Below are 13,361 nucleotides of genomic sequence, written 5' to 3' on the forward strand. Positions count from 1 at the left end.
AACTTTTCGAACAGAAATGCTGTTATTGCATTAATGCTCCACTAAAACATTCTCGTTTACAGTTACTGTCTTAATAGTTTTAACCGCTTTCTTTTCGCGCATAACACCCCATTTTAAACAAGTTGCTCCCCACGAAAATCCTGCGCCAAATGTAGTAATCAATAAATTCTGACCTGGTTTAAAGTCTTCTTTAAAATCCCATAAACACAACGGAACTGTTGCAGATGTTGTGTTTCCGTAACGGTGAATATTCACTTTTACTTTTTCAGAATCGATATTTAGGTTTTCGCTTACCGCATTTATGATTCTTAAGTTAGCCTGATGCGGAATTACCCAGTCAATTTGTGCTGCGTGTAATTCATTTTTAGCCAAAGCATCCTGCGAAACCTGACTCATAGAGGCAACTGCTTTCTTAAAAACAAAAGCACCTTCTTGTTTTAAATAATTGGTTCTGTGCAAAAGGCTCTGCATTGAAGTTGGATTTCTAGATCCTCCTGAAGGCACCAATAATGAAGACGTTCCGCTTCCGTCTGTCTTCAAAATAGTTTTCATTAATCCGTTATCCGATTCTGTTTTTTCTAACAAAACTGCTCCTGCTCCATCACCAAAGAGAATACACGTATTTCTGTCTTCATAATCTACGATCGAGCTCATTTTATCTGCTCCAACGACAATTATTTTAGAATAACGTCCGCTTTCGATCATATTTGCTCCCATTTCCAGCGCATATAAAAAACCGCTGCAAGCCGCATTCATGTCAAATCCGAAAGCATTTGCAAGACCGCTTTTTTCGCACACAATACTAGCAGTTGGCGCCAAAATATGATCGGGAGTTGCTGTTGCCACAAGCAAAGCTTCAACCTCTAGACGGTCTACATTATAATTTTCTAAAAGGTTCTCAATTGCAGCACTGGCAAGGTCTGAGGTTGCTGTATTACAATCTGCAATTCTACGTTCTTTTATTCCAGTTCGTTTTTCGATCCATTCTTCTGATGTATCAACGGTTTCTGAAATTTTTTTATTGGTTAGGATTGATGATGGTACAAAACCACCTATAGCTGTTATAACTGCATTCATTTGTTTGGAATTTTTAACGGGTACAAAAATAACACTAATAATTCGGAAACGATAATAATGGGATGTCTAATCCTGTTGCCATTATTCTGGTTTTACTTTTATGAACCAGAGAATCCCAAAAACCATATTTTTGGGGTACCATAACTAAAATATCAGCTTCATAACTTTTAATTTCTTTCTTTATCTCATTAATCACAGCATTTGAGCGGACTGTTTTATAGAGATATTTCACTTCTTCAAACTCTTTTTCGAGCGTTGAGTTTAATAAAATTCTATTCTGTTCTTCTTTAAGGGCATCCAATTTCTCATCAACACTGAAAAATTCAATTTCAGCCCCAAGATTTCCGATTACTCTTTTCATCCAGCTGAACTTTTTAATAGCCGAAAAACCTAAAGCATCGCACGCGTAAAGTACTCTTTGTACATTTTCAAAGCGAGCTTTTTCTGGAACTGCTAAAACTGGAATATTTAAATTCTTAATGATTGATGTTGTGGTATTTCCTAGCAATTCCTGCTCAAAAGAACGTTCTGCCATTCCCATTACTACTAAACTGGCTTCAGTTTGAGAAATTATAGATGGAAGTTCGTCTTCTAAAAAGGAGAAATTACAGATCGAATTCACCTCGATTTTAAACAGATCGGCAATTTCTTTCCCTAAAGTTTCAAGTCTCGAAGTAGCTTTCTCGATTTGTTTCTGCATGGCGTCTGCAGTTATGTGCGAATTAGCGCTGTGCACGCTCAAGGAAAACGAATTAAATAGAACTAATTTTGCCCCAGTAGCTTTTGCAAGTCCCGCAGCATAATTAACCGCATTATTTGCTATAGCCGAAAAGTTGGTAGCAGCTATTATAGTAAGTGGTGGAATCATAAAATTGGATTAAAGTATTTGTTCTGCAAAATTGCCCAATTAAACGCTTCACTATTTTTTTTACTCACCGAAGAATCATTTTTCAATACCCAACCGTAAATTTTCGTTTCTGAAAATATGGGTTTCAAATGTTATAAGCGTATATTATTGGGCTTGGGGGTTTTGTTTTTTACTTTCTAATCAAGCAAGAAAAAGAATATTGGTTCTATAAAAGAGCCCGCATCAGCAAGCTCTTTTTTCATTCATTAAAAACTAAAAAATTATCCCAAACTCATTCCACCATCCATAATAAAATCAGCACCAGTAATAAAAACCGCAGCATCACTACTCAAATAAGAAACCATTTTAGCGACATCTTCTGCCCTTCCCATTTGTTTGAGCGGGACTTTTTCTATTACGACATCCATAATATCTTTAACGGTGGCTTCGTCTAGACCTACTTTGTTCATGACTTCGGTTTGGGTTGGTCCTGGACTTACTGAATTGACTCTGATTTTTCTTGGCGCTAATTCTAATGCCGCCGATTTCATTACTGAATTCAAAGCCGTTTTACTTGCTGAATAAACGGAAGATCCCGGCCCCGGCATACTCGCTGTATTCGAAGAAAGTAAAACTACTGAAGCGCCGTCTTTCAGAATCGGAATAAATTTGCTTAGCGTGAAATAAGCTCCTTTAAGATTGATATTCATAATATTGTCAAATAGTTCTTCTGTGGTTTGTTCGATTGTTCCTAAACCTGCAATTCCAGCATTGATAAATAAAATATCTACCAAACCAAAATTAGCTTTTACCTGAGCGGCCAGGTTTTCGATATCCGAAATATTTGATTGATCTGCTGTAATGGCAGTAACATTTAATTCTGAAGCTGCTTTTTCTATCGCTTCCTTTCTTCTTCCTGTAATAATAACCTGCGCACCCTGCTCTTTTAATTGTTTGGCTGTAGCATAACCTATTCCGCTGTTTCCGCCCGTTATTACTACAATTTTATTCTCTAAATTGTTCATTTGTATGTCCTTTAAAATTAATAAAGCAAAGATAAATTCAAATTGGTATAACTTTGTAACCAGTATCATAGAGTATACCAGATATGGATTTTAACAGTAAAACAGCAGCAAAAAATCAATTTTATTCAAAAGGGAGAATTTAGTGTTAAATATCTACTAACTATAATGCCGTTTTTAGGTTAAAAAAATCCGATTTATTTAGATATTTCATTCATTTATCTTAATTTATTTCTAAAACTTCATTAAACAGCTGTTAAAAGTTAACAAGAATTAATTGAAAATCTTCGAAGAAAACGTATATTTGAGATAACACAGAATTATATTATCGTGCAAGAAAAAACAAAATCACATAGTTTTATATTTCCAAAAACTCCAACTGGAGTCGACGGACTAGACGAGATTACAGGTGGCGGCTTTCCTAAAGGACGTCCAACTTTAATTTGCGGTGGTGCCGGATGCGGAAAAACATTGTTGTCTATGCAATTTCTTATTAAAGGAATTACAGATTACAATGAACCTGGAGTTTTCATGTCTTTTGAAGAACCTTCGGATGACCTTACTTTAAACGTTAAATCGCTTGGCTTTGATTTAGAGCAGCTTAAAAAAGATAAGAAACTTGTAGTAGATCATGTTCGTGTCGAAAGATCGGAGATTGAAGAAGCAGGTGAATACGATCTCGATGGCCTTTTTATTCGATTAGGTCATGCCATCGATTCTATAAAAGCAACCCGTGTTGTTTTGGATACGATCGAATCTCTATTTGCAGGTCTTGACAATCAGGCGATTCTTAGGGCCGAATTGCGAAGATTATTCCATTGGCTCAAAACGAAAGGTGTAACAGCAGTTATTACAGGAGAACGCGGTGAAGCAACATTAACCCGCCAAGGTTTGGAAGAATATGTTTCGGACTGTGTAATTGTTCTCGATCATCGTGTAATTGAGCAGGTTTCGACCAGAAGACTTCGAATTGTAAAATATAGAGGTTCAACGCATGGAACAAACGAATATCCGTTTTTAATTGATGAGGATGGAATTTCGGTTCTTCCTATTACATCATTAAAATTGGACAACGAAGTTTCATCAGATGTAATTCCGACGGGCGTTCCTGGATTGAACGAAATGTTTAATGGCGGCGGATTCTACCGTGGCAGCAACATATTAGTTTCTGGAACGGCTGGAACGGCAAAAACTACAGTGGCTTGTTATTTTGCCAATGAACAGTGCCAAAAGAACGAAAAAACCATTTACTTTGCGTTCGAAGAATCGCCCCAGCAATTGGTTCGCAACATGAAGTCAATTGGGATTGATCTGGACAAACATATCAAGAAAGGCATTTTGCAAATTCATTCGTCACGTCCATCATTAAATGGTCTTGAACTGCATTTGCTTACGCTGCGAAAATTGATCAAAGATTTTCAGCCAACAACTATTATTATTGATCCAATTAGTAATTTAATTACGGTCGGAAGTGAACAAGAAGTGAGATCTATGCTCGTAAGACTTATTGATATGCTTAAAGCAAATAATATTACGGCATTGTTTACATCTTTGAACAAACAGACGGATAATTTTAGACCTGATCTGGCAGAAGAATCTGTTTCGTCATTGGTAGATACTTGGATCACAGTTCGTGATATGGAAGGTGTAGGCGAAAGAAACCGCGGTATCTTTATTATCAAAGCCAGAGGAATGGGGCATTCTAATCAGGTTAGAGAATTTGTTATAACCGGCAACGGAATAGAATTATTGGATGTAGAATTAGGACCACAGGGAATCCTGACTGGTGCTGCGAGAAAATCGCATCAATTCAAGAAAACTATTTCTGATATTAAACTTCAAAACGAAATTAGCCGAAAAGACAGGGAAATTGAACGTAAACGCAAAGTCCTTGAAGCTAACATTGAAGCTTTAAGAAACGAATTTGAATCGGCAGAAGAAGAATTAAGCATCCTGAAAGCAACAGAAGAATTACAGGCTAAATTATCTTCTAACAAAAACAAATAAGATGAAAAAAGAAGTAGCCGAATGGCAATTATTGCTTTACATAGCAGGGCAAACGCCAAAATCGATCAAAGCACTTGAAAATATAAAAAAGTATGCCGAAGAACATCTTAAAGGAAAGTACAGCATCGAGATTATCGATTTGCTGAAGAATCCGCAATTGGCAGAAGGCGATCAAATTTTGGCTGTACCTACTTTGGTGAGAAAATTTCCTGAACCAATACGTAAAATTATTGGAGATCTTTCTAATGAAGAAAGAGTGCTTGTAGGACTTAATATCAAACCTATAACTGCTTAAATTATGGAAGATTCATCTGATGGCACTAGTACAACCAAACATAAATTCATACTTTTTGTTTCAGGTATGTCTGTTAAATCAGGACATGCAATCGAAAATTTGCGCAAAATCTGCGATACATACCTCACAGATAATTATGAATTAGAAATAATAGATATCAGCCGTGATAAAGAGCAAGCCGTGATTCATCAAATTGTAGCTATTCCTACATTGATAAAAACGCATCCAGAACCTAAAAGGATTATTTTAGGGGATTTATCAGATAAAGAAAAAGTATTGTACATACTTAATATAAGCGAATAATTTGGAAGACAACAAAAAAAATATAAACGCATTATTAGCAGAAATTGAGTCGCTAAAGGAAGAACTTTATGAGTCAACCAGCATCATTAATGCTATAAAGCAGGGAGATGTCGATGCGCTGGTAGTAAGCAGCAATGGAGTTCCTGAACTTTACTCTCTCGAAACTGCAGATTATACCTATCGTCTTCTTATTGAAAAATTTGGACAGGGCGCACTGAGCATTTCAAGAAACGGACTTATACTCTACTGCAATGAGTATTTTTCTAAATTGGTCGGAATACCGTCTGAAAAAATAATTGGAAATTATCTTAATGAATATTTTGCTAATCCAGAACAGTTCACTCAGTTAATTGAAGCGCTTCGTTATGGCATTACCACTCATGAGATTCTTTTAAAATCAGATAATGTTGAGAAGACTTTCCCTGCATATATCGCTTTAACAGACCTTGAGCCTTCTGTGGAAGCAATTGGAATCGTGATTACCGATTTAACCGAGAAGAAGAAACACGAAGAAGCCTTAATTAGGCATCAGAAGGAATTAGAAGAAAAAATACACGAACTGAATAAAACAAATCGTAATCTGGAGGAATTTATTCACGTAATCTCACATGACCTTAAGGAACCGCTTCGAAAAATTGTGATGAATACGGGCAGAATCGACGGAAGTTATTTTAAAGAAGCAGACACGAAAGCGATAAACGTTATGAAATTATCTGCCCTTCGATTGAATTCGCTGGTGGACGATTTAGTTTCGTATTCCTCACATACCGCGCAGGAAGAACGCACAGAAATAAACCTGAAATCTGTAATTTCTGAAGTAATTGAAGATTTTGAAATTATAATTTCTGATAAAAATGCGAAAATTAAAATTGGAAAATTACCAATCATTAAAGCTTCCAGAGTTCAAATGAGACAGCTTTTTTCTAATCTGATCTCAAACGCCATTAAGTACGGCAAAGCCAACACTCCACCAGTAATAGAAATTTTTCAGGAAGAAAATTTAAATTCTGAAATACCAAATCAAAATAGTAAATTTGTAAAAGTTCAGGTAAAAGATAACGGCATTGGAATGGAAAAAAGTCATTTGCTGAAAATTTTTATCATTTTTCAGCGTCTGCATGCCCGAAATGAATATTCAGGAAACGGTATCGGTCTTGCCATCTGTAAAAAGATTATGGAAAACCACTCTGGAAATATTACCGTAGAAAGTAAATTGAACGAAGGCTCAACATTTAATCTTTACTTCCCAATCTTATAAAATGCCAGAAAAAAATAATTTACATATCATAATCGCCGAAGATGACATTGATGATGCTGATGTTATCACAGAAACTTTTACAAAAAATCCACATTTCAGCAAAGTAAGCCTTGTGGCTAATGGCGAAGAACTGCTGAATTACTTAAAAAATACTTCAAACGAAAGTCCGGACGTTATTCTTACCGATATCAATATGCCTATTATTGACGGAATTGAAGCTTTACAGGAAATTCTGAATACCAATGAATTGAAAAACATTCCGTGTTTCGTTTATTCGACAAGTATAAATCCTTCATACAAGGAAAAATGCGATGATCTGGGCGTAAAAGCCTATCTTATTAAGCCGTATTCTTTTGAAGCTTTCGCGGAAATCCCAAAAACTATTTTAAGTATTATTGAAGCTTAATTTCATTTTTTATCCTGAAGAAAGCTTTTCTTTTCCATTATTTTAGGATTAGAGAACAAATTTAAACCGTAAAATGGTATAACTTTGTAACCAATTATTTTTCCTAATTTAATGGAACTTAGTATGGAAAGAAATCAGAAGGAAGAAGTACAAGCACTTCAAGATACATTGCACGTTTTGGGCGGTAAATGGCGGCTGCCAATTATCAATTCAATCTGTAACGGAAATCATCGTTTTAGAGAAATCGAACGCAGTATTCCGGGAATTACTACACGCATGCTTTCGAGAGAGCTCAAAGAAATGGAACTCAACATGCTGATTAAAAGAACAGAAGACCGCGATGCCGAAATTCAGGTTAAATACGAATCAACACCCTATTGTAAATCATTTGGCCCTGTTATCGAAGAAATGATAAAATGGGGAAAATCGCATCGCGAAGAAATCATTAGAAAATCCTAAAAATACCTTTAGTCCTTTATCGTAAATTGACCATTTTTGAATCAAAAAACATCCAAATGAACTTAAAAAGTACTTAAAAATGTAGTTTTTTAATGAATTACAGCCATAAAAGCCCTATATTACATAAATAAAAAGCCGATTATGTTGGCCCTATCGGTGCTTATTGCTATAATTTTAAAAAACACAAAATGAAACAATTATTACAGTGGACCATCATTATTCCAATTTTATCGTGGGTTCTTTTTTTTAGCGGACTTGTAGACAACAGCAGTATCTTTCAAATTATTGCCAGCATTTTACTTATTCTTAGCGTTATGTCTGCCGTTCATCATTCTGAGATCATAGCAGAACGCGTTGGAGAACCTTACGGAACGATTATTTTGGCAATATCAATAACTGTTATTGAAGTTTCAATTATCGTGTCATTAATGATTTCAGAAGGATCAGAAGCTGCATCTTTAGCCAGAGACACGGTTTATGCCGCAACAATGCTTATTTTAAACGGAATTATAGGATTGTGTCTTCTTATTGGAAGCATCAAACATTACGAACAGAATTTCTCAACTTCTTCTGTAACTATTGGTTTAGTTTCGCTGATTTCTATAATCGTATTTACTTTAGTATTTCCCACTTTTACAGAAAGCGTTCACGGTTCTTACTACTCAAAGCCACAGCTTATTTTTGCGTCTATTGCGTGTCTGGTTATTTACGGTTCTTTTTTGTTCGCACAAACCAAAGGCTACCGACAATATTTTTTAACAAATGGAGCTTATGATGAGTCTAAAACACATCCAATTGAAATCAATAATAAAACATTTTATACAAGTATGGTTTTTCTTTTGGTTAGTTTAGGAATCGTCGTATTACTAGCCAAAACCCTATCACCAACTATTGAAACTATTATTATCGGTTACAATCTTCCCAAATCTTTAGTTGGAGTGATCATTGCGATAATTATTTTATTACCAGAAGCTATTGCAGCCATAATCGCAGCGAGAAAAAATAGACTTCAAACGAGTTTAAATTTAGCTTTAGGTTCTGCCCTCGCAAGTATCGGATTAACAATTCCAAGTGTTGCGGCGGTTTGTATAGCCATGAAAATGCCGATTGTTTTAGGACTTGATATTAAATCTATTGTACTTTTGGCTCTATCGGTTTTCACCGTAATGCTGTCTTTAAGCAAAGGAAAATCCAACATTGTTTATGGAGTTGTGCTTCTAGTGAATCTATTTGCGTTTATGTTTCTTATGATTTATCCTTAAATGCTTAAATGCTTAAACACATAGAAACATAAAAATAAACTTTAAATACTTTTTCAAAATCAAAATAAGCGTAATTTTCACACATAAAAAGTATCACAATAAAGACTAAAAGTGAACTATTTTACTCCTTACTTTTCAGCATTTTTCTCTAACTTAGCGCTCTACATTTTGAAATGTAAGATTAAAACAAACTTGTTTTTCTGCAAAGCATTGAATGAAAAAGAATTACCATACTTTCTCTTACTTTTTGCTGTAAAACATTCTTCTAATAATTTAGTTAATTGAAAACTATGAACAAATTTGATTTTGGAATTGTAGGACTTGGCGTAATGGGTCGTAACCTACTTTTAAATATCGCCAGCCACAACTTTGCAGCTGCAGGTTTAGACTTAGACACCGAGAAAGTCAATTCTCTTCAACAAGAAGCCGATGCCGACCATACTATTGAAGCTACAACAGATGTTAAACATTTTGTAGGACTTATTCAGCAGCCTAGAGCGATTATGCTGTTGGTTCCAGCTGGAAAACCAGTAGACAGCGCTATTGCGAGCTTATTGCCTCACTTAGATAAAGGAGATATTATAATTGATGGTGGAAACACATATTTTACTGATACAGACAGAAGATTTTTAGAATTATCTGAAAAAGGTATTCATTTCTTCGGAATGGGAATTTCAGGCGGAGAAAAAGGCGCGAGATTAGGTCCTGCTATGATGCCTGGAGGAGATCAAAAAGCTTACGAAAGACTTCGCCCTATTTTTGAAGCAATTGCTGCAAAAGTGGATGGAGAACCTTGCGTAGAATATCTTGGAAATGGTTCTGCTGGAAACTACGTAAAAATGGTTCACAACGGAATTGAGTACGGAATCATGCAATTGATCTCTGAGATTTATGACCTGATGAAAAGAGGTTATAATCTGGACGATACCACTATTCAGAAAACTTTTGAAGAATGGAACCAGACTCATGATCTTAAATCATATTTGATTGAAATTACAGCAAGCATCTTAAAACAAGAAGATGAGGATGGAAGTCTTTTAATCAATAAAATTTCAGATTGGGCTAAATCGAAAGGAACAGGAAAATGGACTTCGCAAAACGCAATGGATTTACAAGTTCCAGTTCCAACTATCGATGCTGCGGTTGTAATGCGCGATATGTCTAAAACAAAACCAGAAAGAATTGAAGCTTCTAAAAAACTAGTTTGGAACGGCGAAGCATCTGAAGTAAACACAAACGAAGCAATCGAAGCTTTAAAATCGGCTTTATACCTTTCCATTGTTGTAACTTATGCACAGGGATTAGCGCAGCTTTACACCGCTTCTAAAGAATATAACTACGGATTAAATTTAGAAACTGTTGCCAAAATATGGCGCGGTGGCTGTATCATTCGCGCTAACATCTTAGAAGATTTTAGAAAAGCGTATGTTGCAAAAGCAGATTTACCAAACTTACTTTTAGATTCAGGAATTGCTTCTAAATTAAATGATAACCAAGCCGGAATGAGAGCTGTTATTCAATTTGCAGTTCAAAAAGGATTGCCTGTGGCAGGACTTATGAATTCGTTAGCTTATTTTGATGCTTACAGATCTGCAAATCTTCCAACAAACTTAATTCAGGCACAGCGTGATTATTTCGGAGCTCATACGTACGAACGTATTGACAAAGAAGGTGTATTCCACACACAATGGTCTGAATAAGAAATTAAAGCAACACAACTACACACAATGACTAAAAATAAACTAAAAAATCCAACAATCATTGTTATTTTTGGAGGAACCGGAGACTTGGCAAAGAGAAAGCTCTTTCCCGCTTTTCAAAATCTGTACCTTGACGGACGTTTGTCTGAGAAGTTTCAGATTATTGCACTTGGAAGAGCAGAAAAATCGAATGAAGATTTTCGCAGTTATGTCTTAGAAAATCTAAATGCTTTTTCAAGAAAAAAAGGAATTTCTGATCCAGAAACTGAAAAATTTCTTTCACATATCACTTATCACAGCCTTGATATTGACAAAGAAGAATCGTACATCGGATTGAACGAGAAAATCAACAATTTTGACCTTGCTTTTGGCGAACGTGCCAATCGTTTGTTTTATTTGTCGATTACTCCTTCTTTTATCTCTACAATTTCTAGTAATATCAAAAAAATCGGACTTGCTGCAAATTCGAAACAGGATCGTATTATTATAGAAAAACCTTTTGGTTACGATAAAGCTTCTGCAATCGAATTGAATGAAATGCTTTCGCAGACTTTCAAAGAAGAACAGATTTATAGAATCGACCATTATTTAGGGAAAGAAACCGTACAGAATATCTTGGCTTTCCGTTTTGGAAATTCAATGTTCGAACCTTTATGGAGCCGTAATTTTATCGATTTTGTTCAGATTACCGTAGCAGAAGAAGTCGGTGTTGAAGAACGCGGCGGATTTTACGAAGGAGTTGGTGCTTTAAAAGATATGATTCAGAACCATTTGCTTCAAATTTTATGTATGACTGCAATGGAAGCGCCTGCATCACTAGCAGCAGATGATATTCGTAATCGTAAAGCAGATGTTTTAAAATCGATTCGTCGTATTAAACCAGAAGAAGTTGACCACTATATTGTTAGAGGTCAGTACGATGCTGGAACTATCAACGGAAAACCAGTTCCAGGATATCGTCAGGATAAAGGAATTGCACCAGATTCTAATACAGAAACTTACGTAGCAATGAAAATATATCTAGACAACTGGAGATGGCAGGGAATTCCGTTTTACTTGCGTTCTGGAAAAAGAATGGAAGAAAAACAATCCTCTATTATTATCCAGTTTAAACCAGTGCCACATTCTGCATTTTCTTATGGAAAAGAAGGCATGACACCAAACCGACTGATTATCAATATTCAGCCTGCAATGGATATTAAATTGCAGTTTATGACCAAAAAACCAGGTTTATCTCTGGCTTTAAGACCTGCCGAAATGGTTTTTGATTATTTCGCCTGCTCTACAATGTCACCAGAAGCTTATGAAACGTTGCTAGCAGATGCTTTAGCGGGAGATCCTACCCTATTTATGCGTTGGGATCAGGTAGAAGAAGCTTGGGATGCTATTGATACAATTCAGCAAGTATGGAAAACAACTGCTCCAACCAATTTCCCAAATTACAAAGCAGGAAGCTGGGGACCAGAAGAAGCTGACGAACTACTGGCACGTCAAGGACACAAATGGATTCCGAATACACAAAACGTTAAAAAAGAAGAAGAAGTTTTAAATGATACAGATATTTAATAATACAGAAGAAATTAATATTGCAGCTACTGATCTTTTTGTAGAATCGGCACAAAAAGCCATTGCTGCAAAAGGTAAATTTACAGCCGTTCTTACGGGAGGTTCTTCTCCTGCAGGAATCTATAAATTATTAGCTTCTGATAAGTACAAAAACAAAATAGACTGGAGCAAAGTTTATATTTTTTGGGGCGACGAACGCTGGGTACCTTTAAACGACGATCTTAGCAATGCTAAAATGTCTTACTCGACGTTATTAAGCCACGTTCCTATTCCGCAGGAAAATATTTTTGAAATGTACAAAGACGGTGTTACGCCAGAAGAATATGCTGTAACATACGAGCAGACTATCAAAAAGGTTTTAGGCGAAGAAGGAAAATTTGACCTTATTCTATTAGGTATGGGAGATGACGGACACACTGCCTCTCTTTTTCCAGGCGAAGCAGTTTTGGAAGAACAAACTAAATGGGTTGACGCATATTATTTAGCACCTCAAAAAATGCACCGTATTACGCTTACTGCTCCGTTAATTAACAAAGCTGCAAAAATTATTGTAGTGGCTTTTGGAGAGAAAAAAACACACGCTTTAAAAGAAGTTACAACTGGAGAATACAATCCGACTTTATATCCAATGCAATTGATTAAACCAGTTTCTGGTGAGTTATTGTTTTTGGTGGATAAAGTTGCTGCTGGAACGAATTAAGAAATTGTTTCTACAATATTTAGAAGGTTTATGCTGAAAAGTGTAAACCTTTTTTTTTGCTTTTTTTAAACGCAGATTTTACTGATCGAGGCAGATTACTGATCGAAAACTTTGGCATAATCTAATTTCAAAATCTCTTTTAATAATCTTTTGACAAAAATCATTCTTAATAATAGATCTTCTTTAGTTTTCGAACTTATTTTAAAATCTTACGATTTCTAATAGGAAAATTAGGTAAATACTAGCTCCAATATTAATATTACAATTAAAAGTGTAACACCCAAAAAAATAAAACCCTGAGAGGTCCAATACAACTTCAAATTAATATAATCTTTAAAATATTCTGAATTATTATCTCTTTTAATTCCCACCTTTTGGCTTGCCTTTACCTTTATATCTAGCGATATATATAGCAGCACCAATGACTATCATTGCTAGCAGTATTAAAATTATTTGCGC

Annotated in this window: 13 protein-coding genes; 10 read left to right on the plus strand and 3 right to left on the minus strand. The window is 35.5% G+C overall.

Features of this window, described 5'->3' with window-relative positions; all coding sequences use genetic code 11:
- Positions 1-30: 30 nt before the first annotated feature.
- The 3 genes from EDB96_RS14440 to EDB96_RS14450 form a co-directional block, all read right to left on the minus strand.
- Positions 31-1,077, minus strand: a complete 1,047-nt coding sequence (locus EDB96_RS14440; protein ID WP_134141571.1) for a beta-ketoacyl-ACP synthase III — start codon at positions 1,075-1,077, stop codon at positions 31-33.
- A 34-nt stretch (positions 1,078-1,111) separates the two neighbouring features.
- A complete protein-coding gene (locus tag EDB96_RS14445) occupies positions 1,112-1,945 on the minus strand; it encodes a universal stress protein (RefSeq protein ID WP_134141573.1) in 834 nt (277 codons plus the stop codon).
- A gap of 260 nt (positions 1,946-2,205) precedes the next feature.
- Complete coding sequence (locus EDB96_RS14450; RefSeq protein ID WP_134141576.1) at positions 2,206-2,949, minus strand: SDR family oxidoreductase; 744 nt, start codon at positions 2,947-2,949, stop codon at positions 2,206-2,208.
- A gap of 327 nt (positions 2,950-3,276) precedes the next feature.
- Between EDB96_RS14450 and kaiC the strand changes: the two genes are divergently transcribed.
- The 10 genes from kaiC to pgl all read left to right on the plus strand — a co-directional run bounded on the left by kaiC (position 3,277) and on the right by pgl (position 12,902).
- Positions 3,277-4,953: a circadian clock protein KaiC gene (gene kaiC, locus EDB96_RS14455; RefSeq protein ID WP_057118270.1), complete on the plus strand. Its 1,677-nt coding sequence runs from the start codon at positions 3,277-3,279 to the stop codon at positions 4,951-4,953.
- A gap of 1 nt (position 4,954) precedes the next feature.
- A complete protein-coding gene (locus EDB96_RS14460) occupies positions 4,955-5,248 on the plus strand; it encodes a circadian clock KaiB family protein (protein WP_057118271.1) in 294 nt (97 codons plus the stop codon).
- A 3-nt stretch (positions 5,249-5,251) separates the two neighbouring features.
- Positions 5,252-5,551 (plus strand): circadian clock KaiB family protein, encoded by a 300-nt coding sequence (locus EDB96_RS14465; RefSeq protein ID WP_057118272.1) that lies wholly within the window; start codon positions 5,252-5,254, stop codon positions 5,549-5,551.
- 1 nt (position 5,552) lies between these two features.
- Positions 5,553-6,809 (plus strand): sensor histidine kinase, encoded by a 1,257-nt coding sequence (locus tag EDB96_RS14470; protein WP_134141577.1) that lies wholly within the window; start codon positions 5,553-5,555, stop codon positions 6,807-6,809.
- Position 6,810: 1 nt separating this feature from the next.
- Positions 6,811-7,215, plus strand: coding sequence for a response regulator (locus EDB96_RS14475; RefSeq protein ID WP_057118274.1), 405 nt, complete (start codon positions 6,811-6,813; stop codon positions 7,213-7,215).
- Positions 7,216-7,338: 123 nt separating this feature from the next.
- Complete coding sequence (locus EDB96_RS14480; RefSeq protein WP_057118275.1) at positions 7,339-7,674, plus strand: winged helix-turn-helix transcriptional regulator; 336 nt, start codon at positions 7,339-7,341, stop codon at positions 7,672-7,674.
- Positions 7,675-7,862: 188 nt separating this feature from the next.
- Positions 7,863-8,936: a calcium:proton antiporter gene (locus EDB96_RS14485; protein ID WP_134141579.1), complete on the plus strand. Its 1,074-nt coding sequence runs from the start codon at positions 7,863-7,865 to the stop codon at positions 8,934-8,936.
- Positions 8,937-9,226: 290 nt separating this feature from the next.
- Positions 9,227-10,636: an NADP-dependent phosphogluconate dehydrogenase gene (gene gndA / locus EDB96_RS14490; protein WP_134141581.1), complete on the plus strand. Its 1,410-nt coding sequence runs from the start codon at positions 9,227-9,229 to the stop codon at positions 10,634-10,636.
- Positions 10,637-10,663: 27 nt separating this feature from the next.
- Entirely contained in the window at positions 10,664-12,202 is a 1,539-nt protein-coding gene (zwf, locus tag EDB96_RS14495; RefSeq protein WP_057118277.1) for a glucose-6-phosphate dehydrogenase, read from the plus strand.
- Positions 12,186-12,902 (plus strand): 6-phosphogluconolactonase, encoded by a 717-nt coding sequence (pgl, locus tag EDB96_RS14500; RefSeq protein WP_134141583.1) that lies wholly within the window; start codon positions 12,186-12,188, stop codon positions 12,900-12,902. The genes zwf and pgl overlap by 17 nt, the downstream gene beginning before the upstream one ends.
- Positions 12,903-13,361 lie beyond the last annotated feature (459 nt).

The sequence above is a fragment of the Flavobacterium sp. S87F.05.LMB.W.Kidney.N genome (assembly GCF_004366435.1).
In the GTDB taxonomy this organism is placed as follows: Bacteria; Bacteroidota; Bacteroidia; order Flavobacteriales; family Flavobacteriaceae; genus Flavobacterium.